Source organism: Bradyrhizobium lablabi (assembly GCF_018129385.1).
Taxonomy (GTDB): Bacteria; Pseudomonadota; Alphaproteobacteria; order Rhizobiales; family Xanthobacteraceae; genus Bradyrhizobium; species Bradyrhizobium lablabi_C.
On record NZ_JAFCLN010000020.1, the window covers coordinates 62,457 to 86,443 of the forward strand.

General features: G+C 63.8%; 20 protein-coding genes. 5 read left to right on the forward strand and 15 right to left on the reverse strand.

The annotated features are described in order from the left end of the window. The first annotated feature begins 561 nt into the window (after positions 1-561). Positions 562-1,068 (forward strand): septal ring lytic transglycosylase RlpA family protein, encoded by a 507-nt coding sequence (locus tag JQ628_RS28370; protein WP_212228036.1) that lies wholly within the window; start codon positions 562-564, stop codon positions 1,066-1,068. Positions 1,069-1,319: 251 nt separating this feature from the next. Here the strand turns inward: JQ628_RS28370 and JQ628_RS28375 are convergent, their stop codons facing one another. Further along, the gene (locus JQ628_RS28375) at positions 1,320-3,527 is read right to left on the reverse strand and encodes a primosomal protein N' (protein ID WP_212228038.1); all 2,208 of its coding nucleotides are present in this window, start codon (positions 3,525-3,527) and stop codon (positions 1,320-1,322) included. 124 nt (positions 3,528-3,651) lie between these two features. Here JQ628_RS28375 and JQ628_RS28380 point away from each other — a divergent pair, with 124 nt between their 5' ends. Both JQ628_RS28380 and JQ628_RS28385 read left to right on the forward strand, forming a co-directional pair. Continuing rightward, positions 3,652-4,623, forward strand: coding sequence for a tyrosine recombinase XerC (locus JQ628_RS28380; RefSeq protein WP_212228040.1), 972 nt, complete (start codon positions 3,652-3,654; stop codon positions 4,621-4,623). Positions 4,624-4,724: 101 nt separating this feature from the next. Next, positions 4,725-5,315, forward strand: a complete 591-nt coding sequence (locus JQ628_RS28385; protein ID WP_212228042.1) for a DUF4337 domain-containing protein — start codon at positions 4,725-4,727, stop codon at positions 5,313-5,315. A 122-nt stretch (positions 5,316-5,437) separates the two neighbouring features. Here the strand turns inward: JQ628_RS28385 and JQ628_RS28390 are convergent, their stop codons facing one another. The 14 genes from JQ628_RS28390 to JQ628_RS28455 all read right to left on the reverse strand — a co-directional run bounded on the left by JQ628_RS28390 (position 5,438) and on the right by JQ628_RS28455 (position 20,497). Beyond that, a complete protein-coding gene (locus JQ628_RS28390) occupies positions 5,438-5,968 on the reverse strand; it encodes a hypothetical protein (RefSeq protein ID WP_212228044.1) in 531 nt (176 codons plus the stop codon). Positions 5,969-6,113: 145 nt separating this feature from the next. Beyond that, on the reverse strand, positions 6,114-7,511 hold the full coding sequence (gene lpdA, locus JQ628_RS28395) for a dihydrolipoyl dehydrogenase (protein WP_212228050.1): 1,398 nt from the start codon (positions 7,509-7,511) through the stop codon (positions 6,114-6,116). A gap of 34 nt (positions 7,512-7,545) precedes the next feature. Then, entirely contained in the window at positions 7,546-8,295 is a 750-nt protein-coding gene (locus tag JQ628_RS28400) for an SDR family oxidoreductase (protein WP_212228052.1), read from the reverse strand. Between the two features lie 78 nt (positions 8,296-8,373). Beyond that, the gene (gene odhB, locus JQ628_RS28405; protein WP_212228054.1) at positions 8,374-9,612 is read right to left on the reverse strand and encodes a 2-oxoglutarate dehydrogenase complex dihydrolipoyllysine-residue succinyltransferase; all 1,239 of its coding nucleotides are present in this window, start codon (positions 9,610-9,612) and stop codon (positions 8,374-8,376) included. Positions 9,613-9,754: 142 nt separating this feature from the next. Continuing rightward, complete coding sequence (locus JQ628_RS28410) at positions 9,755-12,712, reverse strand: 2-oxoglutarate dehydrogenase E1 component (RefSeq protein ID WP_212228056.1); 2,958 nt, start codon at positions 12,710-12,712, stop codon at positions 9,755-9,757. 246 nt (positions 12,713-12,958) lie between these two features. Then, positions 12,959-13,843 carry a succinate--CoA ligase subunit alpha gene (gene sucD, locus JQ628_RS28415; RefSeq protein WP_212228058.1) on the reverse strand — a complete coding sequence of 295 codons (885 nt, stop codon included), beginning with the start codon at positions 13,841-13,843 and terminating at the stop codon, positions 12,959-12,961. Between the two features lie 39 nt (positions 13,844-13,882). Beyond that, a complete protein-coding gene (locus JQ628_RS28420; protein ID WP_212228060.1) occupies positions 13,883-14,362 on the reverse strand; it encodes a DUF1579 family protein in 480 nt (159 codons plus the stop codon). Positions 14,363-14,364: 2 nt separating this feature from the next. Continuing rightward, positions 14,365-15,561, reverse strand: coding sequence for an ADP-forming succinate--CoA ligase subunit beta (gene sucC, locus JQ628_RS28425; protein WP_212228062.1), 1,197 nt, complete (start codon positions 15,559-15,561; stop codon positions 14,365-14,367). Between the two features lie 141 nt (positions 15,562-15,702). Further along, positions 15,703-16,671: a malate dehydrogenase gene (gene mdh / locus JQ628_RS28430; protein WP_212228064.1), complete on the reverse strand. Its 969-nt coding sequence runs from the start codon at positions 16,669-16,671 to the stop codon at positions 15,703-15,705. 294 nt (positions 16,672-16,965) lie between these two features. Beyond that, a complete protein-coding gene (gene zapE / locus JQ628_RS28435) occupies positions 16,966-18,150 on the reverse strand; it encodes a cell division protein ZapE (protein ID WP_212228066.1) in 1,185 nt (394 codons plus the stop codon). Between the two features lie 213 nt (positions 18,151-18,363). Further along, complete coding sequence (gene thpR, locus JQ628_RS28440) at positions 18,364-18,900, reverse strand: RNA 2',3'-cyclic phosphodiesterase (RefSeq protein ID WP_212228068.1); 537 nt, start codon at positions 18,898-18,900, stop codon at positions 18,364-18,366. Between the two features lie 245 nt (positions 18,901-19,145). Then, positions 19,146-19,610: a transglutaminase domain-containing protein gene (locus JQ628_RS28445; protein ID WP_212228070.1), complete on the reverse strand. Its 465-nt coding sequence runs from the start codon at positions 19,608-19,610 to the stop codon at positions 19,146-19,148. Then, entirely contained in the window at positions 19,492-19,794 is a 303-nt protein-coding gene (locus tag JQ628_RS28450; RefSeq protein WP_212228217.1) for a hypothetical protein, read from the reverse strand. Before JQ628_RS28450 ends, JQ628_RS28445 begins: the two co-directional genes overlap by 119 nt. A 55-nt stretch (positions 19,795-19,849) precedes the next feature. Beyond that, positions 19,850-20,497 carry an arylesterase gene (locus JQ628_RS28455; RefSeq protein ID WP_433996170.1) on the reverse strand — a complete coding sequence of 216 codons (648 nt, stop codon included), beginning with the start codon at positions 20,495-20,497 and terminating at the stop codon, positions 19,850-19,852. Positions 20,498-20,552: 55 nt separating this feature from the next. Between JQ628_RS28455 and JQ628_RS28460 the strand changes: the two genes are divergently transcribed. Together JQ628_RS28460 and JQ628_RS28465 are read left to right on the forward strand one after the other, a co-directional pair. Beyond that, positions 20,553-21,269: an ABC transporter ATP-binding protein gene (locus tag JQ628_RS28460; RefSeq protein ID WP_212228074.1), complete on the forward strand. Its 717-nt coding sequence runs from the start codon at positions 20,553-20,555 to the stop codon at positions 21,267-21,269. A 5-nt stretch (positions 21,270-21,274) separates the two neighbouring features. Then, positions 21,275-23,839: an ABC transporter permease gene (locus tag JQ628_RS28465; protein WP_433996171.1), complete on the forward strand. Its 2,565-nt coding sequence runs from the start codon at positions 21,275-21,277 to the stop codon at positions 23,837-23,839. Positions 23,840-23,987 lie beyond the last annotated feature (148 nt).

Sequence of the window (23,987 nt, forward strand, 5' to 3'; positions counted from 1 at the left end):
ATTTTCGACCGGCACGTGACGTGCCAAGACCGTTAAAATCGCGGCTTTGCTAACATAGCGAGCGCGCAGGTGCAACATGACGCGCTTGTGAGCGATGGCTTGTCGCAGACCGATTTTTCGGCGCGGCAAGACGGCAAATTTTTAGGACCGAATCACCCCTCGGATACGGCGCGCCTGCCGCCGTTACACCCTCGGCTCCCGGCCACGGCGCCCTGCGGTCCTCCCGTTCCATAGAAAATTGCATCGGCGAAATGACGGTTTGTGCCGGAACGAATGCGGCTTTCACCTCCACTTGAGCATTACTTGAACAAGTCTTCGCGGCGCAGCATTCTATTATTCAATTCAGTAAACCCAAGTATTGTATTGGTTAATAATTAGTTAAAATGAAGAATTACGGAACATTCCCTGATTATCCAATCGAGTCACAAGATATTTCAGCCTGAGACATTTTGGATTTACTGCCCAATTCATGCCGCATTGCGAAATCAAACGGCGCACCTCTCAACTGGGACGGGGGTTCCACTGGCCACAAATGTGGCAATACTATCAAGGGACTATAGTATGCTCAAAACCAAGAAGAAGTCGGCGCTGGGAAGGGCAACCCGGTCGCGCACCGCGTTCGGTCTCCTTGCCGCAACTCTCCTGGTCGGTGGCAGCGTCACCGAAGCTTCGGCCAAGTCCAGGCACCATCGGCATCACCACCACCATCACCATGTGGCCAAGGCCAAGCCGAGCTCTTCCAACAATTCCTGGCGCGACGCCAATGCGGCTGTCACGTCGGGCGGCGGGCGCAGCTTCTCGGGCGTTGCCTCGTTCTACGGCAATGAATCCGGCAGCAAGACCGCTTCCGGCCAGCGCTTCAACGAGAATGCCATGACGGCGGCTCACCGGTCGCTGCCGTTCGGCACCAAGCTGCGCGTCACCCACAAGGGCCGCAGTGTCGTCGTCACGATCAACGACCGCGGCCCCTTCATCAAGGGACGCGTGCTCGACCTCTCGACCGGCGCCGCGCGCGCGGTCGGTCTGACCTCCTCCGGCGTGGGTCATGTGACCGCCGAGGTCATGTAAGACGACTCACCAGGCGCCGTTTTCCGATTTACAGGAGTTCGGTAAGCGTTGCGTAGCGTAAGGCCGCAGGAATGCTGCGTGCCAGGAAAGCCTGCCGTTGTAATGACGGCAGGCTTTTCGTCGTTATTCCGCGGTCTCTTTCCTCGTCATTGCGAGCGAAGCGAAGCAATCCAGCTTCCTTGGGCCGCGACAAGAAAGATGGATTGCTTCGTCGCTTCGCGCCTCGCAATGACGGCGGAGAGGGCAGCGCGCTACAAAAAGCTCTGCGGATCGATGTCGACTTCCAGCTTCAGATTGCCCTTGGTCTTCGGGCCGCCGGCGAGCCATTCGCGCAAATATTCCGACAGGTCGACATTGCGCAGCGATTTCACCAGCAGGCGGAAGCGGTAGCGGCCCTTGATGACGGCGAGCGGGGCTTCGGCAGGGCCGAGCACCTGGATGCGCTCGTCGAGCGGCGCGACGGCGGCAAGGCGGCGCGCAAAGCTCTCGGCCGTCGGCCGGTCGCCGGCGGAAACGATCAGGCTCGCGAGCCGGCCGAACGGCGGATAGCCGGCGCGTTCGCGCTGCTCGATCTCGCTGGCGTAAAACGCCTCGCGGTCGCTGGCGACGAGCGCCTTCATCACGGGATGTTCGGGCTGATGGGTCTGTAAAAAGCCGACACCGCGGCCCTGCTCGCGGCCGGCGCGGCCGATCACCTGGTTGAGCAGTTGAAAGGTCCGCTCGGCGGCGCGCGGATCGCCGTTGCCGAGGCCAAGATCGGCGTCGACCACGCCGACCAGATTGAGCCGCGGAAAGTTATGGCCCTTCGCCACCAGCTGCGTGCCGATGATGATATCGACGCGGCCTTCGGCGATTTCGTTCAGCTCGGCGCGCATGGTCTCGATCGAGGTGATGAGATCGCTCGACAGCACCATGGTGCGCGCATCCGGGAACAGTGCGGCGGCCTCCTCCTGCAAACGTTCGACGCCGGGGCCGATAGCGGCCAGCGACTCTTCGGCCGCGCAGTTCGGGCAGATGTTCGGGCGCGGCATCGAGAAGCCGCAATGGTGGCAGACCAGGCGCTGGCGGAATCGATGATCGACCAGCCAGGCGTCGCAGATGGTGCAGGCAAAGCGATGGCCGCAGGCGCGGCATAGCGTCAGCGGTGCATAGCCGCGGCGGTTGAGGAACAGCAGTGCCTGCTCGCGCTTTTCGATCGCGAAACGGATCTGCTCGGCGAGCGGCGGCGAGATGAAGCGGCCGCGCGGCGGCGGCGCGCGGCGCAGGTCAATCGCCTCGATCTGCGGCATATGCTGGCCGCCGAAGCGCGAGGGCAGCGCCACGCGCTGGTAACGCCCCTTGCGCGCGTTGACCTCGCTCTCGATCGACGGGGTGGCGGAAGCCAGCACAATCGGGATTTTGGCGATATGCGCGCGCACCACCGCCATGTCGCGGGCATGGTAATGCGCGCCGTCATCCTGCTTGTAGGCCTGGTCGTGCTCTTCATCGACGACGATGAGGCCCAAATCCGCATATGGCATGAACAGCGCCGAACGCGCGCCGACCACGACCGGCGCCTTGCCTTCCGAGATCGCCGCCCAATTGCGCGCGCGGGTGCGCGGCGTCAGCTCCGAATGCCACTCGATCGGGCGCACGCCGAAGCGCTGCGCAAAACGGTCGAGGAACTGGCCGGTGAGCGCGATCTCCGGCATCAGGATCAGCGTCTGCTTGCCGCGCCGGATGGTTTCCGCGATCGCCTCGAAATAGACCTCGGTCTTGCCCGAGCCGGTGACGCCGTCGAGCAGCGCGACATGGAAGCTGCCGCTGGCGGCGAGCGCACGCATCGCATCGACCGCGCTGCGCTGCTGGCGCGAGAATTCCGGCTGGGCGTAATCCGGATCGGGCGGCGGCGGGGGCGGCGCCGGCGGCATCGCCTCCACCTCCAGTGTACCTTCGTCGACAAGGCCATCGATCACGCCGCTGCTGACGCCGGCTTCGCGCGCGGCTTCCGACTTGCCGTGCAACAATCCGTCCGACAGCACCTCGATCAGCCGCCGCCGCGCCGGCGTCATCCGCCGCGGCGGCTCGCCAGCCAGACGCACACCGGTACGCATCCGCTCGGGGCCAAGATTCTCGCCCATGCGCAGGGTCATGCGCAGCACCATGCCGCGGGCCGAGAGCGTGTAGGTGGAGACCCAGTCGACCAGTGCGCGCAGCTCCGGCTTGAGCGGCGGCACGTCGAGCTTTTCGCCGACGTCCTTCAGGCGGTTATGCAGCCGCGGATCGGGTTTTGGATTTTGCGCCCAGACCACCGCGATCACCTCGCGCGGGCCGAGCGGCACGGCGACGACATCGCCCGGCTCGAGCTCCATGCCGCGCGGCACCCGGTAGGAATAGGTCTGGTTCAGCGCGACCGGCACCAGCACATCGACGACGCGTGTCGATGTGGACGTGGAGCTTTCGCGGGTGACGTGATCCATCGCAGAATCGGGCCTTTTGGGGCAAACAGGCTACCGCCGCCGGTTCCGCTTAGCGAACGGTAAACGAAAGAGGTGCGATATAATCAGAGGAATCACGGCGTCCATAGCCCCGGGCATTTGAACAATGGCCAAACCGGATCAGGTCATTCAGGCAATCGAGCTCGATTGCGCCGACGACACGCTGGCGATTGCGATGGCGCAATGGCTGTCGCATCTGCGCGCCGAGCGACGACTGTCGCCGAAGACGCTGGAGGCCTATGCCCGCGACCTGCGCCAGTGCCTTGCGTTTCTCGCCGAGCACTGGGGCGCGCAGGTGACGCTGAAGGCGTTCTCCTCGCTCGAGGCCGCCGACGTCAGGGCCTTCATGGCGATGCGCCGCGCCGACGATATCGCCGGGCGCTCGCTGATGCGGGCGCTGGCGGGCCTGCGTTCCTTCGGTCGTTTCCTGGAGCGCGAGGGCAAGGGCAAGGTCGGCGCATTGTCGGCGATCCGCGCGCCCAAGGTGGCAAAGAGCCTGCCGAAGCCGATCCAGATGGCGTCTGCCAAACGTCTGGCCGATGCCGACGAGCGCGCCGGCGAGACGCGGGAGACATGGATTCTGGCGCGCGATGCCGCCGTGATGGCGCTGCTCTACGGCTCCGGCCTGCGCATCTCCGAAGCGCTCGGCCTGAAACGCCGCGAGGTACCGAAGCCGGGCGAAGGCGATGTGCTGGTCGTCACCGGCAAGGGCAACAAGACCCGGATGGTGCCGGTGCTGCACAATGTGCTGACGCTGATTCAGGAATATGCCGAGATGTGCCCGCATCCATTGCCACCGCAGGGGCCCATGTTCGTCGGCGCGCGCGGTGGGCCCCTGAGCCCGCGGATCATCCAGCTCGCGATGGAGCGGCTGCGCGGCGCGCTGGGGCTGCCTGACAGCGCCACGCCGCATGCGCTGCGACATTCATTTGCGACGCATTTGTTGAGCCGCGGCGGCGATTTGCGCGCGATCCAGGAATTGCTCGGCCACGCCTCGCTTTCCACGACGCAGATCTATACCGGCATCGATTCAGAGCGGCTTCTGGAAGTCTATCGCACCGCCCATCCGCGAAGCTGACATACCCTCGTCACACGGTTGACAGCGTAAGCTGACCTCTTGCGTCCGCCATATTGTTCGGTCAATCGTGGAACCGGGACACGGCCAGCGAGGAGGAATTCATGGGCGCCCACGAAAGCATGGAGCATGCCGAACACGCCGAGCACGCTTCCGGCTCCAACAAGAAGATCGCGTTGCTGATCGCCGTCATCGCGTTGTTCCTGGCACTGTCGGAAACGCTCGGCAAGGGCGCGCAGACCGAAGCGATCAGCAAGAACGTCGAAGCCTCCAATCTCTGGGCGTTCTTCCAGGCCAAGAGCATCCGCCGCACGGTCGTGCAGGCGACCGCCGAGCACGCCAAGCTTAGCCTCGGTCCGATCGGCGACGAAGCCGCCCGAGCGGCGCTGCAAAAGCAGATCGACGACTGGAACAAGACCGCAGCACGCTACCGCTCGGAGCCGGACACGCAGGAGGGTTCGGAAGAGCTCGCCAAGCGCGCCAAGCATGCGGAGCATGAGCGCGACGAGGCGACGGCGAAATACCATCATTATGAGATCGCCTCCGCGCTGTTTCAGATCGGCATCGTGCTGGCGTCGGCCACCATCATCACCGGCATGATCGTGCTGGCGTGGATTTCCGGCGTGCTCGCGATCGGCGGCATCGTCATCACCGCGCTCGGGCTGTACTCGCCGCATTTGCTGCATTTGCATTGAGCATTCGGCCTCGTGGTTCGAGACGCGCGGCGTTGCCGCGCTCCTCACCATGAGGGGTCCAAGACCTCATCCTGAGGAGCACGCGCAAGCGTGCGTCTGGAAGGATGAAGCCACGCTGGCGTCTACCGCGCCTCGTGCACGCTCTTGCGAAAGCGCTGGATCAGCCGCAGCGTGCGAGCCGACCAGCCCTCGCCATTGCCGGCGATGAGTTCGCGGATGCGCTGCTTGATCGGGGCGACGAGCTCGCCGGCCTTGGCGCGGATCCACAACACGTAGTCATAGAGCCACTTGAACCAGCCCATCTGCAAGAGCTTCTCGCGCGTCACATCGAAGATGAAGGCGGTGACGCCGAGGCCGGCGAATTTGGCGAACGCATAGACGCAGATCGCGCTGAGCCAGTACTCGTGCGCGAGCAGCCACAGCCCGATCAGCTTGAGCGGAAACAGCGGGATCACGGGGACGGCGAAAACGATCAGCGTCATCGCAGGCGAGAGCGAATCGACACGGTCGGACAGCCACTGCTTGAACTGGCGCAGCGGAATCCACGCGACCACCTTCGCCACGACAGGCTCGAGGTGATCCCACAGCCATGCTTCGATCAGGAAGATGACGGCGAGCAGAACCCAGAGCGGCTGAAGCAGTCGGCGCATCATCGATCGTGTTCCCAACGGCTCAGGTTACCCCAAACCGTCCCTAAAGCGAGATGACTTTCTTCGAATGTCATCTCGCTCTAGCTTTTTGTTTGAGCATGATCTTTTCGGAAAACCGGTGTCCACTTTTCCGGATCATGCTCGGCAATCACATATGGATGGCGCGTTTGCCGACCGCAAGCGCGGCTTCCTTGATGGCCTCGGACCGGGTCGGATGAGCGTGGCAGGTTCGCGCCAAATCCTCCGCGGAACCGCCGAATTCCATCAGGACGCAAGCTTCATGAATCATTTCGCCGGCTTCGCGGCCGATAATGTGCACGCCGAGCACGCGATCCGTCTTCGCATCCGCGAGAATTTTTACAAACCCTTCCGTGGTCTGGTTGACCTTGGAGCGGCCGTTGGCGGTGAACGGGAATTTTCCTGATGTATAGGCAATGCCTGCCTGCTTCAGTTCTTCCTCGGTCTTGCCGACGGACGAAACTTCCGGCGTTGTATACACAACACCTGGGATAACATCGTAGTTCACGTGGCCCGCCTGTCCCGCGAGAATTTCGGCGCAGGCAACGCCCTCGTCTTCCGCCTTGTGCGCGAGCATCGGCCCGGCAACGACGTCGCCGATGGCGTAGACGCCTTTCACGGAGGTCGCGAAATGCGCGTCGATCTGCACGCGGCCGCGATTGTCGAGCACGACTCCGGCTTCCTTCAGGCCGAGCCCATCGGTGTAGGGCACGCGGCCGATGCAGACGAGCACGACGTCGGTCTCCAGCGTCTCAGCGGCCCCGCCCGCGGCAGGCTCGACGCTCGCCTTCAGCATATTGCCCGACGTGTCGACGGCAGTGACCTTGGCGCCGAGCTTGAATTTGAAGCCTTGCTTTTCAAGCATGCGCCGAAACTGCTTTGCGATCTCGCCGTCCATGCCGGGCAGGATGCGGTCCAAAAATTCGACCACGGTGACTTCGGCGCCGAGGCGATGCCATACCGAACCGAGTTCGAGGCCGATCACGCCGGCGCCGACGATCAGGAGTTTGCCCGGCACCCTGTCGAGCGACAGCGCGCCGGTCGACGACACGATACGCTTTTCGTCGATCTCGATGCCCTTCAGCCGCGCGATGTCGGAGCCGGTCGCGATCACGATGTTCTTCGTCTCGACGACTTGCGATTTGCCGTCGGCCGACACCTCGACCTTGCCGGTCCCGAGGATTTTTCCGGTGCCGTAGAGAACATCGATCTTGTTCTTCTTCATCAGGAACTCGACGCCCTTGACGTTGCCGTCGATGCCCTGCTGCTTGAAGTTCATCATCGAGGGCAGATCGAGCTTTGGTGCGGAAACGGAAACGCCCATCTTGGCAAAGGAATGCCCGGCTTCCTCGAACATCTCTGAAGCATGCAGCAGCGCTTTTGACGGCATGCAGCCGACATTGAGGCAGGTGCCGCCGAGTGTCGGATTCTTCTCGACCACGGCGACCTTCATGCCGAGTTGCGCCGCGCGCACGGCGCAGACATATCCGCCGGGTCCGGTGCCGATGATGACGAGATCGTAGGCCATATCGAAATCCTGTAGCTAGGATGTGTGACAGCTATTAGCGCCCGCCCGACACATCAAGAGTGGTACCAGTCACGTAGGAGGCTTCATCCGACATCAGCCAGACGATCGCGTTGGCGATTTCCTCGGCTTTGCCGACGCGCTTCATCGGCACCATCGGCGCAAGGCGCTGCGCACGATCGGGCTCGCCGCCGGAGGCGTGGATGTCGGTATCGATCAAGCCGGGACGAATGCCGGCCACGCGAATGCCGTCGGTCGCGACCTCGTGGCTAAGACCGACCGTGAGGGCATCGATCGCGGCCTTCGAGGCGGCATAATCGACATAGGTGTTGGCCGAGCCGAGCCGAGCAGCGACCGACGAGATATTGACGATGACACCGCCCTTGCCGCCGAATTTGGTCGACATGCGCTTCACCGCCTCGCGCGCGCATAAAATGGCGCCGGTCACATTGACCGCCATCATTTCCTGTATCCGCGCGGCCGTCATGTCTTCGACGCGCACGCCGCTCTTGCCGACGATGCCGGCGTTGTTGACGAGTGCGCCAAGCGTGCCGAATTCGTCGGCGGACTTGAACAGCGCAAGGATATCTCTCTCGTGGCCGACGTCGCATTTCACGGCGATCGCCTTGCCGTTCTTGCCTTCGATCATGCCGACGACTTCGTCGGCGGCCGCCTCGTTGCTGGCGTAGCCGACCACAACGCGATAGCCGCGTGCGGCGGCGGCAAGTGCGGCTGCACGGCCGATGCCGCGGCTACCGCCGGTGATGATCACAACCTTGTCCGTCAAAATCGCCCCCGATAACTCAACGAAACCATGCAATGAAAACTCCGGCCGCGAAGGCCGGAGTTGATGAGGCGTAGCGCCTTAGAGATCCAGCACCAGCCGCGCCGGATCCTCCAGGCTTTCCTTCACGCGCACCAGGAAGGTGACCGCTTCCTTGCCGTCGATGACGCGGTGATCGTAGGACAGCGCCAGATACATCATCGGGCGCACCTCGATCTTGCCGCCGACCACCATCGGGCGCTCCTGGATCTTGTGCATGCCCAAAATGCCGGACTGCGGCGCGTTCAGGATCGGCGTCGACATCAGCGAGCCGTAGATGCCGCCATTGGTGATGGTGAAGGTGCCGCCCTGCATCTCGTCGATCTTGAGCTGGCCGTCGCGGGCGCGGCGGCCGAAATCGGCGATCGATTTTTCGATGTCGGCGATCGACTTCTGATCGCAGTCGCGCACCACGGGCACGACGAGGCCCTTGTCGGTGCCGACGGCGATGCCGACGTGATAGTAGTTCTTGTAGATCAGATCGGTGCCGTCGATCTCGGCGTTGACGGCCGGAATATCCTTCAGCGCCTGCACGCAGGCCTTGGTGAAGAAGCCCATGAAGCCGAGCTTGGTGCCGTGCTTCTTTTCGAACACGTCCTTGTAGTGCGAACGCATCGCCATCACGTTGGTCATGTCGACCTCGTTGAAGGTCGTCAGCATCGCCGCAGTGTTCTGCACGTCCTTGAGGCGGCGCGCGATGGTCTGGCGCAGCCGCGTCATCTTCACCCGTTCTTCGCGCGCGGCATCGTCGGCAGGTGACGGCGCGCGGACCTGCACGGCCGCGGCGGGCTGGTTGACCGGGGTCGGCGCGGAAGCCGCCTTCTCGATCGCGGCCAGCATGTCTCCCTTGGTGACGCGGCCGTCCTTGCCGGAGCCAGGAACGGTCGAGGCATCGATGCCGCTTTCGGCCGAGAGCTTTCGCACCGAGGGCGCGAGCGGCGCATCCGACGGCGGCGCCTTCGGCGCGGCGGTCGCGGGAGCCGGTGCGGCAGCAGCGGGTGCGGGCTTGGCAGCGGCAGGCGCAGCAGCGGGTTTGGCGGCGGCCGCGCCGTCATTGATCATGCCGAGCAGCGCGCCGACCGCGACGGTGTCGCCGTCCTTTGCAGCGATCTCGCCGAGCGTGCCGGCCGAGGGCGCCGGGACCTCGATGGTGACCTTGTCGGTCTCGAGCTCCACCAGCGGCTCGTCCACCGCTACGGGATCGCCGGCCTTCTTGAACCAGCGGCCGATGGTGGCTTCCGTCACGGATTCGCCGAGCGTTGGAACGCGGATTTCAGTCATGATGTGTTTCCTCAAAAGAACCCTTTGCAGTCATCGCCCGCGAAGGCGGGCGATCCAGTACGCCGTGCAGCCAGTGATCGGTTTGAACAGCGCGGAGTACTGGATGCCCCGCCTTCGCGGGGCATGACGGTGTTGAAAACTGTCAGTTCAGGGCGTCGTCCAGCAGCGCCTTGAGCTGCGCCTGATGCTTGGACATCAGGCCGGTGGCGGTGGCGGCCGATGCGGCGCGGCCGGCGTAGCGCGGGCGCTTGTTCGGCGCGTGGATCTGGTTCAGCACCCATTCGAGATAGGGCTCGATGAAATGCCACGAACCCATGTTGCGCGGCTCTTCCTGGGCCCAGACCAGCTCGGCGCCCTTGAAGCGGCCGAGCTCCTGCACCAGCGCCTTCAGCGGCACCGGATAGAGCTGCTCGACGCGCATGATGTAGATGTCGTCGATGCCGCGCTTCTCGCGCTCGTCGTACAGGTCGTAATAGACCTTGCCCGCGCACAGCACGACGCGGCGGATCTTGTTGTCCGGCGCCAGCTTTATCTTCTCGTCCGGCAGCATTTGCGCATCGTCCCAGAGGATGCGGTGGAACGTCGTTCCCGTGCCGAGCTCGTCGAGGCGCGACACCGCGCGCTTGTGGCGCAGCAGCGATTTCGGCGTCATCACGATCAAGGGTTTTCTGATCTCGCGATGCAATTGCCGCCGCAGCATGTGAAAATAGTTGGCGGGCGTGGTCGGGTTGACCACCTGCATGTTGTCCTCGGCGCACATCTGGAGGAAACGCTCGAGGCGAGCCGAAGAGTGTTCCGGTCCCTGCCCTTCATAGCCGTGCGGCAGCAGGCAGACGAGGCCGGACATGCGCAGCCATTTGCGCTCGCCCGAGGAGATGAACTGGTCGAACAGCACCTGCGCGCCGTTGGCGAAATCGCCGAACTGGGCTTCCCACATCGCAAGCGCATTCGGCTCGGCCAGCGAATAGCCGTATTCGAAGCCGAGCACGGCTTCTTCCGACAGCAGCGAGTTGATGACTTCGTAGTGGCCCTGATCGCCGCCGAGATGATTGAACGGCGTATAACGGCTCTCGTCTTCCTGATCGATCAGCACCGAGTGGCGCTGCGAGAACGTGCCGCGCTCCGAGTCCTGGCCGGACAGGCGGACGTGGCGGCCCTCCTGTAGCAGCGTACAGAACGCCAGCGCCTCGCCGGTCGCCCAGTCAATGCCGGTGCCGGTGTCGATCGCTTTCGCGCGGTTGTCGAGGAAGCGCTGGATGGTGCGGTGAACGCGAAACCCGTCCGGCACCTTGGTGATCTTGCGGCCGATCTCCTTGAGCACGGCGGCGTCGACGCCGGTGACACCGCGCCGGGCATCCTCTTCCTGATCGGCAAGCTTGAAGCCGGCCCATTTGCCGTCGAGCCAGTCGGCCTTGTTCGGCTTGTAGCCGCCGCCGGCCTCGAACTCGGCGTCCAGCCGGGCGCGCCAGTCGGCCTTGGCCTTGTCGACCTCGCCTTGCGTCATCACGCCGTCGGCGATCAGCCGCCTGGCGTAGATTTCCAGCGTGCTAGGGTGCGCGGCGATCTTCTTGTACATCACCGGCTGGGTGAATGCCGGCTCGTCGCCCTCGTTGTGGCCGTGGCGGCGATAGCAGAACATGTCGATCACGACCGGCTTGTGGAATTTCTGCCGGAACTCGATCGCGACCTTGGCGGCGAACACCACCGCTTCCGGATCGTCGCCGTTCACGTGGAAGATCGGCGCATCGATCATCTTCGCGACGTCAGACGGATAGGGCGAGGAGCGCGAGTAGCGCGGATAGGTGGTAAAGCCGATCTGGTTGTTGACGATGAAATGCAGCGAACCGCCGGTGCGGTAGCCCTTCAGGTCCGACAGGCTGAAACATTCCGCCACCACGCCCTGACCCGCAAAGGCCGCGTCGCCATGCATCAGAAGCGGCAGCACCGAAATGCGCATATCAGGCGGATCGCCATGCTGATCCTGCTTGGCGCGCACTTTTCCGAGCACGACGGGATCGACGATCTCGAGGTGCGACGGGTTCGCCGTCAGCGACAGATGGATCTTGTTGTTGTCAAACTCGCGATCGGACGATGCGCCGAGATGGTATTTGACGTCGCCGGAACCCTCGATGTCGTCAGGATTGGCAGAGCCGCCCTTGAACTCGTGGAACAGCGCGCGGTGCGACTTGCCCATCACCTGGGTGAGGACATTGAGGCGGCCGCGATGCGGCATGCCAAGCACGATCTCCTTTACGCCGAGATTGCCGCCGCGCTTGATGATCTGCTCCAGCGCGGGGATCAGCGACTCGCCGCCGTCGAGGCCAAAGCGCTTGGTGCCGGTGAACTTGGTGTCGCAGAATTTCTCAAAGCCTTCGGCTTCGACCAGTTTGTTGAGGATGGCGCGGCGCCCTTCGGGCGTGAAGCTGATCTCCTTGTCGGGACCTTCGATGCGCTCCTGAATCCAGGCCTTCTGCGCGGCGTTGGAGATGTGCATGAACTCGACGCCGAGCGTCTGGCAGTAGGTGCGTTCGCAGATCGCGACGATCTCGCGCAGCGTGCCCCATTCCAGGCCCAGGACGTGGTCGAGGAAAATCTTGCGGTCGAAGTCGGCCTCGACAAAGCCGTAGGAGCGCGGATCGAGTTCCTCGCGGTCGCGCGGCGCCTCAATGCCGAGCGGATCGAGCTTGGCGTGGAAATGGCCGCGCATGCGGTAGGCGCGGATCAGCATCAGCGCGCGGACGGAATCGCGGGTCGCCTGGTGGACGTCGGCGGCGGAGATTTCGGCAACCGCGGCCTGCGCCTTGGCGGCGAGCTTGCCGCTGACGGCCTTTTCCACCTGCGCCCAGTTGCCGTCGAGCGCGGAGGTCAGGTCATCGCGCGGCGTCAGTGGCCAGTTATCGCGTCCCCAGGAGGCGCCCTCGGCGTTCTTTTTGACGTCGGCGGGGGTGTCTTTCAGGCTCTTGAAGAATTCCTGCCACTCGGCATCGACCGAGGAAGGGTCCTGTTCATAGCGGGCGTAGAGGTCGTCGATATAGGCGGCGTTGGTGCCCTGCAAAAAGGAGGAAAGAGCAAAAGCGGCGTTCGCGTCCTGACGAGACATGATGGCGTCCTGGTGATTTTCGTTCGCGCATGGAAAACGGCGCGTGCAACCGGCCCAGTGAGGGACCAGCGGGTAGCGGTGACCTTTACCCTATTTGCGCCGAATGTTCGCGCCGAAAAGAACCAAGCGGCGAACCGAAGTTCAAATCTTTGAAAGCAGCCGCTCTTTGGCTCTTTCCGACGAAAAAGGCCCCGGCTTCGCTGCCGGAGCCTTCTGTTCTCTATCTAGTACGCCGCGGTCGCGATGCTACCCGCGCAGCGCTTCTACCAGCGTCTTGCCGAGACGGGCCGGCGACGGCGACACCCGGATACCGGCGGCTTCCATGGCCGCGGTCTTGGAGCCGGCATCGCCCTTGCCGCCGGAGATGATCGCGCCGGCATGGCCCATGCGGCGGCCGGGCGGTGCGGTGACGCCGGCGATAAAGCCGGCCATCGGCTTCTTGCGGCCGCGCTTGGCCTCGTCCTTGAGGAACTGGGCGGCGTCTTCCTCGGCCGAGCCGCCGATCTCACCGATCATGATGATCGAGGTGGTCTTGTCGTCGGCCAGAAATTTCTCCAGCACGTCGATGAACTCGGTGCCCTTCACCGGGTCGCCGCCGATGCCGACCGCGGTGGTCTGGCCGAGGCCTTCCTGGGTGGTCTGGAACACCGCCTCATAGGTCAGCGTGCCCGAGCGCGACACGATGCCGACATTGCCGGGCTTGAAGATGTTGGCCGGCATGATGCCGATCTTGCATTCGCCCGCGGTCATCACGCCCGGACAGTTCGGCCCGATCAGGCGCGACTTCGAGCCGGAGAGCGAGCGCTTCACCTTCACCATGTCGAGCACCGGAATGCCTTCGGTGATGCAGACGATCAGCGGAATCTCCGCATCGATCGCCTCGCAGATCGCATCGGCCGCGCCCGGCGGCGGCACATAGATCACGGTCGCATCCGCGCCGGTCTTGTCACGCGCTTCTGCGACGGTGTCGAAAACGGGCAGGTTGAGATGCTTGGTGCCGCCCTTCCCCGGCGAGGTGCCGCCAACCATTTTTGTGCCGTAGGCGATCGCCGCCTCGGAATGGAAAGTGCCGTTCTTGCCAGTAAAGCCCTGGCAGATGACCTTTGTGCTCTTGTCGATCAGAATAGACATGACTGGGATTTACTTTCGCGAAGCGGTCAGTGAGGGGTTTTAGTTGATGCGCCGGTACGTGCCCGTGAGCACGTCGTTCCAGCCTTCGGCGTCGGGCGAGAATTGGATTTTCATGGTGTAGGTTTTGTCGTCGACGACTTCGTAGACGTGGCGCGCGTTGCCGCGCAGCGAGCCGCGCACCAGGATCAGCGTCTTGCCAGCGGTCCAGCCGCCGGAAGCGGGCGACGGCGGGTAGTAGCCGAGCGAGTCGTGCCAGAACAATTTGTAGAGCCGGTCCTCACGGTCGTAGGTGAACACGCCGTGGGTGGCAAAACTCTCCTTACCGTCGCGCATCTGCACGGTGTCCTGGATCAGGTAGAAGCCGTTGAGCGCCATGCGCGCCACCACCTTCGAGGTCGCGGGACCGCCGGCGTTCCAGCGCGACGGAAAGACCATTTCCTCGCCGGCCCATTCGCCCGCGAAAACCGCCAGCTTGCGGTGTTCTTCGAGGGCTGACGGAGCGTCGAGATGGTCGGCCATGGTCAGCCTCCGTTGACGGCTTTCACGATCTTCTGCGCGGCATCGTCGAGATCGTCGGCCGGCAGCACGTTGAGGCCGGACTCGCGGATGATCTTCTTGCCGGCGTCGACATTGGTGCCTTCGAGGCGGACCACCAGCGGCACCTTCAGGCCGACTTCCTTCACCGCCGCGACCACGCCCTCGGCGATGATATCGCACTTCATGATGCCGCCGAAGATGTTGACCAGGATGCCCTTCACGTTGGGATCGGCGGTGATGATCTTGAAGGCCGCCGCCACCTTCTCCTTGCTGGCGCCGCCGCCGACGTCGAGGAAGTTGGCGGGCTCCATGCCGTAGAGCTTGATGATGTCCATCGTCGCCATGGCAAGGCCGGCGCCGTTGACCATGCAGCCGATGGTGCCGTCGAGCGTGACGTAGTTGAGATCGTATTTCGACGCCTCGATTTCCTTGGCGTCCTCTTCAGTCTCGTCGCGCAGCGCGGCGACCTCGGGATGCCGGAACATGGCGTTGTCGTCGAACGACACCTTTGCGTCGAGCACGCGGAGCTGGCCCTGCTTGGTGATAACAAGCGGATTGACCTCCAGCATCGCCATGTCCTTGGCGATGAAGGCGGCGTAGAGCTGGTTCACCAGCTTCTCGGCCTGCTTGGCGAGATCGCCGGAAAGGTTGAGCGCCTTGGCCACGGTGCGGCCGTGATGGGCCATGATGCCGGTCGCCGGATCGACCGAGAAGGTGACGATCTTTTCGGGCGTCTTGTGCGCGACTTCCTCGATGTTGACGCCGCCTTCGGTCGACACCACGAACGAGACTTCAGAGGTTTCGCGGTTGACCAGCATCGACAGGTAAAACTCCTTGTCGATGTCGGAGCCGTCCTCGATGTAGAGGCGGTTGACCTGCTTGCCGTGCGGACCGGTCTGCACCGTCACCAGCGTGGCACCCAGCATCTGCTTGGCGAATTCGGCTACCTCGCCGGTGGACTTGGCGATGCGGACGCCGCCCTTGTCGCCAGCGCTGGCTTCCTTGAACTTGCCCTTGCCGCGGCCGCCGGCATGGATCTGGCTCTTCACCACCCAAACCGGGCCGGGGAGTTGTTTGGCCGCTGCTTCGGCATCCTCGGGCTTGAGAACCGGCACGCCCTTGGAGATCGGCACGCCGAACTCGTTCAGCAGGGCCTTTGCCTGGTATTCGTGAATATTCATCGAGGCGCTCCCCAACCCTGTTGTGGTGAGTGTTGCGTGTTCACCGGTCTTTCGTCTGGCATACCATATACCAAAGGAACTGCAAGCCCCCTCCCGAGGGCTCGACCTTTCGGCCGAACCCCAAGGAAAACTAGCGCGAGATCAACGGCCTAGCAGATCCGGAGCGATCTTCTTGCAGGCGTCGACGAGGCCCTGCACAGCACCGACCGATTTGTCGAAGGCTTCGCGGTCCTTGCCGGACAATTCGATCTCGACAATACGCTCGACGCCCTTTGAGCCGATGACAACGGGCACGCCGACATACATGTCCTTCACGTTGTACTCGCCGTTGAGGTAGGCGGCGCAGGGCAACACGCGCTTCTTGTCCTTCAGATAGCTCTCGGCCATCGCGATCGCGGAAGCGGCGGGCGCATAGAAGGCCGAGCCGGTCTTCAAGAGGTTGACGATCTCGGCGCCGCCGTTGCGGGTGCGGTCGACGATCTCGTCGATGCGCGCCTGCGAGGTCCAGCCCATCTTGACGAGATCGGGCAGCGGGATGCCGGCGACGGTGGAGTAGCGGGTCAGCGGCACCATGGTGTCGCCATGGCCGCCGAGCACGAAGGCGGTGACGTCTTCGACGGAGACATTGAACTCGTCGGCGAGGAAGTAGCGGAAGCGCGCGGAATCCAGCACGCCCGCCATGCCCACCACCTTCTTGTGCGGCATGCCGGAAGCCTTTTGCAGCGCCCAGACCATCGCATCCAGAGGATTGGTGATGCAGATGACGAAGGCGTCAGGCGCATACTTTTTGATGCCGGCGCCGACCTGCTCCATCACCTTCAGATTGATGGAGAGAAGATCGTCGCGGCTCATGCCGGGCTTGCGCGGCACGCCGGCGGTGACGATGCAGACCTTTGCGTTGTCGAGCGCCTCATAGGAATTGGCGCCGACGAGCTGCGAGTCGAAGCCGTCGACCGGCGAGGACTGCGCGATGTCGAGTGCCTTGCCCTGCGGAATGCCTTCGGCGATGTCGAACATCACGACGTCGCCGAGCTCCTTCAGGCCGATGAGGTGAGCCAGCGTTCCGCCGATCTGACCGGAGCCAATCAAAGCAATCTTGTCGCGCGCCATGGGAAATCTGTCCTTTGAACAGGGGTAGCAGGAGAGGAAGGTGCTTTCGGGAAGGGTGGTTATCCCTTTAGCCGGAAGGGTTCAAGTCGCGGCATGCCCAATCCGCAGCGCTGCCTTGATTTAGGTCAGGTATGCCAGCCGCCATTCCGGGATGCGCCGAAGGCGCAGGCCCGGAATCCATAATCACAAGCCTGAGTTGGTCGAAAGAAGGCCGTCACCAGTCTTCAAGACAACGACGGCTGCGGCGTATGGATTCCGGCCTCGCGCCGAGTGGCGCGCCCCGGAATGACGGAGCTAGGTTTCCACCAACCCCGTCGTCGCACCGCTGGCGGAAGAGTCCTTCCGGCCGTGCGGCAACGCCAGGTAGGATTCCGAGCTCATCTCGATCAGGCGCGAGGAGGTGCGTTTGAATTCGTTGGCCTCCACGCCTTCAGTCGCGACGTACAGCGACACCGGATCGGCCTCGGCTGAGGCCATCAGCTTCACGCCATTGTCATAGAGCGTATCGATCAGCGAGATGAACCGTTTTGCGGCGTTGCGCTCGGCGTAGTCCATGACCGGAATGTGGTCGATCAGCAGCGTGTGGTAATCGCGCGCGAGCCGGAGATAATCGCTCGCCGCCAGCGGCTTCTCGCAGATGTCGGCAAAGGAAAACCGCGCCACGCCATGCGACGAGCATGGCACATGCAGCTTGCGGCCCTTGATCGTGATGTCGCGCGGCTTGCAGGGTGCATTGCCGGTCATCCTGGCCCACGCCTTGTTGATCGCGAGATCGGCTTCGCCATCCGCCGGCACCAGCCACATCTTTGCGCCGGCCAGTTTTTCCAGGCGAAAGTCGGTGCGTGCATCCAGCCGCAGCACGTCCATGTGCTCGGAAATCTGCGCGATGAACGGCAGGAACAGCGCGCGGTTCAGGCCGCCCTTGTAGAGATCGTCAGGCGCCACGTTTGACGTCGCCACCACGACGGTGCCGAGATCGAACAGTTTTGCAAACAGACGGCCGAGGATCATCGCATCCGCAATGTCGGTGACGTGGAATTCATCGAAGCAGAGCAGCCACGCCTCGTCGAAGATCGCGTTCGCCGTCAGCACGATCACGTCGGCGTCGCGCAACTCGCCGCGCGCGATGTTCTGGCGGTAGGCGTAGATGCGCTCATGCACCTCGGCCATGAATTCGTGGAAGTGCGCGCGCCGCTTGTGCTTGACCGGGCTCTGCTGGAAGAACAGGTCCATCAGCATGGTCTTGCCGCGGCCGACCTCGCCATGGACATAGAGCCCGCGCGGCGGCGGCTCGTCCTTGTCGGCGAACAGACGGCCGAACAGGCCCTGCTTCTTGGTCGGCTTGTAGCCGGACAGCCGCTGTTCCAGGTCGGCGAACGCTTCGGCGGCCTGTGCCTGCGCCGGATCGGCCTCGATCGCACCTGATGCGACGAGGGCCTTGTAGTGGGCATGGAAGGAGGCAGGCGAGGTGGACAGCATGGCCTACCTTTCCGCCCTAGCCGGATGGAAATTGCAAGCCGTCAATTAGAGGTGGGGCTATGCAGGCGGGCGCGCCCCACACACTCGCTCGTCATACCCGCGAAGGCGGGTATCCAGTACGCCGCAGCTTCACGGCTCCAGCACTACGGTTTCTGGAATACTGGATCGTCCGCCTTCGCGGACGATGACAGTTCGGACGTGGTGACGGCGTGCCTACGCACTCAGCGCGTAGGCATCCTCGACCACATAGGGGCCGCCGCCGGTGGAGGCGCGGGAGGAGAACAGCACGAAGCGATCGGCGGTAAACACCTTGCTCGGGAAATAACCGCGCACCGAGAGATAATCGGCGACGTCCCGGCTCGAGGCATCATGCAATCGCGCCAGCGTCACATGCGGCGTGAACTTTCTCCCTTCCGGGTCGAGCCCGAGGCGCTGCATCAGGCGCTCGAGCTCGGCCTGTAGCTCGATCAGCTGCCGGCTCGGCTCGACCGAGGCGACCACCGCGCGCGGTTTCTTGCCGCCGAAGCTGGTCAGGCCCTGCACCTTCACCTCGAACGGTTTTCGGTTGACCCGAAACAGCATCGAGGCGATCTCGTTGGCGGAAGCGCCGTCGATATCGCCGATGAAGCGCAGGGTGACGTGATAATTTTCGGGATCGATCCAGCGGGCGCCGGGGAGGCCGCCCCTCAAGTTGGAAAGCGTCTGGCCGATCTCGGCCGGGATTTCCAGTCCAGTAAACAAACGCGGCATCGCATGACTCCCGATGCTTGGTCATGACCTTAAAAAGGGCCATGTCCTGTAACAGCGCCCCGGTGACGAATCACCGATAGCTATTTTCTACCCGACTTATGTGACTCTGCGAAGCACGTGACGTTTACGGACCGGTAACCTCCTGGATATTGCCTATTTTTCAACTGCCCTGCCCCGGGATAGTGCCGGAAAATGCCTGCGGGTCGGGCATTCCGCGGCCTGATCGAGCCTTCACCGCAGAAACGTCATCCGTTGGCGAACTCGCCCGCACGAATCGCTGCATGGGCTCTTGGATAGAGCCTCGGCATTTCCACAGCCAGGAACCGTGCCGGCACATCGTGGAAGATACCATGTATTCTGTCGTAACTCATGAAGGCGCGCCCGTCGGCATCGAATGGCTGCAGATGGGCGTCGGAGGCGCCGTCGAACTCGAGGGCTTTGACTCCCATGCGCTTGCACAGCGGGGCGTCAAACGTGGGACTCACTTTGACCCATCGGCCGCCCAGCAGAACTTCGGCATAGCCGTGCCAAGCGAAAATTCCTCCGCCCATCAGTTCGAGCGTCCGCGGCGTGGCAAGATGGTTGGTGACGTCAGCGAAGGCCAGCCGCGCGGGCAATCCCGCCGCCCGACAAAGCGCAGCGAAGGCTGCTGCTTTCGGTACGCAATACGGAACCTTCCGCCAGAAGTGTGCTCGCCTTGAACGAAGCAAGGCGGTCGAAGTCCGGCGCGCCGTAGCGGATATCCCTTACGGCGTAGAAAATCCGTTGTGCGATGGCCGCCGGCGTCGGCTCACCGCTTACCAAACGTTCGGCAAGCTCCTTGACGCGGGGATGGTCGCTATCGACGTACTCCGCGGGCGCGAGGAAAACGGCATTCGGCTCTGTCGCAATCAAGGATTGGCTCCACTCGTTATTCCAGATTCGCCCTTGGGGATTAGTCCGCTATTCTTCAACTGCGTTGCCCCGAAATCTTGCCGAGAAACGCCTCCACACTGGGCAGAATATTTTTCACGATGATGTCTACACCCTCCGCGGTTGGATGGATGCCGTCGGCCTGGTTGAGCTTTGCATCCGCCGCGACGCCCTCCAGGAAGAACGGGTAAAGCGGCACGTCGAGGGACTTTGAGAGCTCCGGATAGATCGCATTGAAGCGCGCGGCGTAGTCGGCGCCGTAGTTCGGCGGCGCCAGCATGCCGCACAACAGGACGGCGATCTTGCGCGCCTTCAGGCGGGTGATGATGTCCGATAGCGCTGTGCGGGTGACATCGGGATCGATGCCCCGCAGGGCGTCGTTGGCGCCGAGCTCGAGAATCACGGCCTCGGTTCCATCCGGCACCGACCAGTCGAGCCGTTCGCGGCCGCCCGAGGTGGTGTCGCCGGACACCCCGGCATTGGTCATCTCGACCTTTATCCCCTTGGCTTCCAAGGCTTTTTGCAGACGGGCCGGAAACGCCTCGGCGCCGCCGAGGCCAAGGCCGGCGCTTAGCGAATCGCCCAGCACAACCATCTTGATCGGTTTGGCCGGCGCCGCAGCGGGGGTTTGTGCACAGGCGAATCCTGCCGTCATCAAGCCCAAACTCAACACAAGTATGTGCACGAAGATTCCAACCCGGCTCTCGACCGCACCAGCGGAAGTGCCATATGACCGAACCATGGACAGCCTCATCGCATCCTCGCACCTCACCGGCACCGAGCCGGACACCATCTCCATCAGGAACGTCAATCTCTCGCTGGGATCGGGCGCGGCACGCGTTCATATCCTCAAGGATATCAGCCTGCGCGTCGCCCCGGGCGAGGCGATCGGCCTGATCGGACCTTCAGGCTCCGGCAAGTCGACGCTCCTGATGGTGATGGCGGGGCTGGAGCGCCCTGACAGCGGAGAGGTGGTAGTTTCAGGCACGCCGTTCAATGCCCTCGACGAAGACGAGCTGGCGCGCTTCCGCGGCCGCCAGGTCGGTATCGTGTTCCAGTCGTTTCATTTGATCCCGACCATGACGGCGCTGGAGAACGTCGCAGTGCCGCTGGAGCTTGCCGGCAATCCCGATGCGGCCAAACGCGCGGCGCAGGAGCTCGCCTCGGTCGGGCTCGGCGATCGCCTGCACCATTATCCGACGCAGCTTTCCGGCGGCGAGCAGCAGCGCGTCGCGCTGGCCCGCGCGCTGGCGCCGGATCCGGCCATCCTCGTCGCCGACGAGCCGACCGGCAATCTGGACGAGGCCACCGGCAAGCAGATCGTCGACATGTTGTTCGCAAAACACTCAGAGCGCGGCATGACGCTGGTACTGGTGACGCACGACTCATCGCTGGCGCAGCGCTGCGACCGCGTGGTGCGGCTGCGCTCCGGCCGGATCGACGGGCAAAGCGCTTGACCACCATCGCCCATGAGACCGCCTACCAGGCCCGCACCTCGTCGCTGGCGTTCCGCTACGCCTTGCGCGAATTGCGCGGCGGCCTGCGCGGCTTCTATGTGTTCATCGCCTGCATCGCGCTTGGCGTGATGGCGATTTCAGGCGTCGGCTCGGTCGCCGCCAGCCTCGGCGATGGCCTCGCGCGCGAAGGCCGCACGCTGCTCGGCGGCGACGTAGCGTTCTCCCTGATGCAGCGCGAGGCCAAGCCGGACGAGCTCGCATTCCTGCGCTCGCGCGGACAGGTCTCATCCGCCGCAAAGCTGCGCGCGATGGCGCGCGCCGGCGACGGCCGCCTGGCGCTGGTCGAAATGAAGGCGGTCGACGGCAGCTACCCGATGCTCGGCGAACTCTCGCTCGAGCCGAAAATGCCGCTGGCCGATCTGTTCGCAGAACGCGACGGCGCGTTTGGTGCCGCGGTGGAATCGACGCTGCTGGCACGGTTCGACCTCAAGCTCGGCGACCGCGTCACCGTCGGCAACGCCACCTTCCAGCTCCGCAGCGTGGTCGTTTCGGAGCCGGACAAGCTCGCCGGCAATGTCGGGCTCGGGCCGCGCTTCCTCGTCAGCGAGGCCGGGCTGCGCGCCACCGGTCTGCTACAGCCGGGCAGCCTGGTGCGCTGGATCTATCGGGTCAAGCTGCCCGACAATGCGGCCGACGATCGCGCGGCTGGCGCCTTCATCGACGAGGCGCGCGCGGCTGCGCCGCAAGCGGGATGGGAAATCCGTAGTCGCGCGAATGCCTCGCCGCAGCTCGAGCGCACCATCAATCGCTTTACGCAATTCCTGACGCTGGTCGGCCTCGCCGCGCTGCTGGTCGGCGGGGTCGGCGTCGCCAACGCCGTCAAGAGCCACATCGACCGCCGCCGCGACGTCATCGCGGCGTTCAAGGCGCTGGGCGCGACCGGCCGCGACGTCTTCACCATCTACACTACGCAGGTGATCGTGCTCGCCGCGATCGGCTCGGTGATCGGGCTCGCCGCCGGCGCCGCGCTGCCCTACGTGATCGTCGGCCTGTTCGGAAAAATCCTGCCGCTGCCGGTGGTGCCGGCGCTACACTGGGATGAGCTGACGCTGTCCTTCATCTATGGGCTTCTCACCGCGCTCGCCTTCGGCCTGTGGCCGCTCGGCCGGGTGCATGACGTGCCGGTCGCCGCGCTGTTCCGCGAGACCGTGACCAACAGCCTTCGGCGGCCGCGCTGGCTCTATCTTGCGCTGATGGCGGCCGTCATCGCCGCGCTGATCTCGGTGGCGATCGGGCTCGCCTACGACAAGCGCGTCGCCGCCGTGTTCGTCGCTTCCTCGATCGCGGTATTCGCCCTGTTGCGCCTGATCGCGACCGGCCTGATGGCGCTGGCGCGCCGCCTGCCGCGGGCGCGCATCACCATGCTGCGGCTGGCGATTACCAACATCTACCGGCCCGGCGCGCTGACGCCGTCGGTAGTGCTGTCGCTCGGCCTTGGGCTCGCCGTGCTCGTCACCATCACCCAGATCGACGGCAATCTGCGCCGGCAATTCCTCGCCTCGCTGCCGGAGCGCGCGCCGGCGTTCTATTTCCTCGACATACCCAGTTCGGAAGCCGACCGGTTCGGCGCCTTCCTCAAGCAGATCATGCCGGACTCCTCGATCGAGGACGTGCCGATGCTGCGCGGTCGCATCGTCTCCGCCCGCGGCATCAAGTCCGAAGACCTCAAGGCCTCGGTCGATTCCGAATGGGTGCTACAGAGCGACCGCGGCCTGTCCTACACCGGCGAGATTCCCAAGGGTTCCAAGATCGTCGAGGGCGAATGGTGGGGCGCGGACTACAAGGGTCCGCCGCTGGTCTCGATGGAAAAGAAGATCGCCGACGGGCTGGGCCTGAAGATCGGCGACGAGATCGTCGTCAACGTGCTCGGCCGCGAGATCCCGGCAAAGATCGGCAATCTGCGCACCATCGACTGGCAGGGCCTCGGCATCAATTTCGTCCTGGTGTTCTCGCCCAATGCCTTCAAGGGCGCGCCGCACAGCCACATCGCGACCCTGACCGAAGGCCATCCCGATCCCGCCGATGATGCCAGGATCATCAAGCAGGTCGCCGACGCCTTCCCGATGGTCACGAGCGTCCGGGTCCGCGAGGCGCTGGAGACTGTCGGTACTGTCGTAAGCAATCTGGCGCTGGCGATCCGCGGCGCCAGCGCGGTGACGCTGATCTCGGCGATCCTGGTGCTCGGCGGCGCGTTGGCCGCCGGCCACAACCACCGGGTTTACGATGCTGTCATACTCAAAACGCTGGGCGCCACCCGCGCACGGCTGCTCGGGGCCTATGCGCTCGAATATCTGATGATCGGTTTCGCCACCGCGGTCTTCGGCGTGATCGCCGGCTCCATCGCGGCCTGGATGATCGTGACGCGGCTGATGACGCTGAGCTTTGTCTGGCAGGCCGGCAGCGCCGCCGGGGTGGTGGCGGCAGCCCTCATCGTCACCGTCGGGCTTGGGCTTGCGGGAACACTGCTGGCGCTGAACCAGAAGCCGGCCAGCGTGTTGCGGAATTTGTGACAAAATGTAGCGGGCACCGCCGCAGGGTTAACGCGGTTTTGCCCGCGAAACTTGTTGCAGAGCGACATTCAGCCGCGCGTGGAAGCTTGCTTTGAATGTGTTAGTTTCCCACATACCAGCCAAGGCAGACGCCCGGTTTGATGACAAC

Coding starts and splice junctions, on each gene's coding strand:
- zapE (WP_212228066.1), bottom strand. CDS start 18,150: ATGCTGTCCACCTCGCCTGCCTCCTTCCATGCCCACTACAAGGCCCTC.
- JQ628_RS28460 (WP_212228074.1), top strand. CDS start 20,553: ATGGACAGCCTCATCGCATCCTCGCACCTCACCGGCACCGAGCCGGAC.
- thpR (WP_212228068.1), bottom strand. CDS start 18,900: ATGCCGCGTTTGTTTACTGGACTGGAAATCCCGGCCGAGATCGGCCAG.
- lpdA (WP_212228050.1), bottom strand. CDS start 7,511: ATGGCCTACGATCTCGTCATCATCGGCACCGGACCCGGCGGATATGTC.
- JQ628_RS28380 (WP_212228040.1), top strand. CDS start 3,652: ATGGCCAAACCGGATCAGGTCATTCAGGCAATCGAGCTCGATTGCGCC.
- JQ628_RS28410 (WP_212228056.1), bottom strand. CDS start 12,712: ATGTCTCGTCAGGACGCGAACGCCGCTTTTGCTCTTTCCTCCTTTTTG.
- mdh (WP_212228064.1), bottom strand. CDS start 16,671: ATGGCGCGCGACAAGATTGCTTTGATTGGCTCCGGTCAGATCGGCGGA.
- JQ628_RS28375 (WP_212228038.1), bottom strand. CDS start 3,527: ATGGATCACGTCACCCGCGAAAGCTCCACGTCCACATCGACACGCGTC.
- JQ628_RS28420 (WP_212228060.1), bottom strand. CDS start 14,362: ATGGCCGACCATCTCGACGCTCCGTCAGCCCTCGAAGAACACCGCAAG.
- odhB (WP_212228054.1), bottom strand. CDS start 9,612: ATGACTGAAATCCGCGTTCCAACGCTCGGCGAATCCGTGACGGAAGCC.
- sucC (WP_212228062.1), bottom strand. CDS start 15,561: ATGAATATTCACGAATACCAGGCAAAGGCCCTGCTGAACGAGTTCGGC.
- JQ628_RS28385 (WP_212228042.1), top strand. CDS start 4,725: ATGGGCGCCCACGAAAGCATGGAGCATGCCGAACACGCCGAGCACGCT.
- sucD (WP_212228058.1), bottom strand. CDS start 13,843: ATGTCTATTCTGATCGACAAGAGCACAAAGGTCATCTGCCAGGGCTTT.
- JQ628_RS28370 (WP_212228036.1), top strand. CDS start 562: ATGCTCAAAACCAAGAAGAAGTCGGCGCTGGGAAGGGCAACCCGGTCG.
- JQ628_RS28390 (WP_212228044.1), bottom strand. CDS start 5,968: ATGATGCGCCGACTGCTTCAGCCGCTCTGGGTTCTGCTCGCCGTCATC.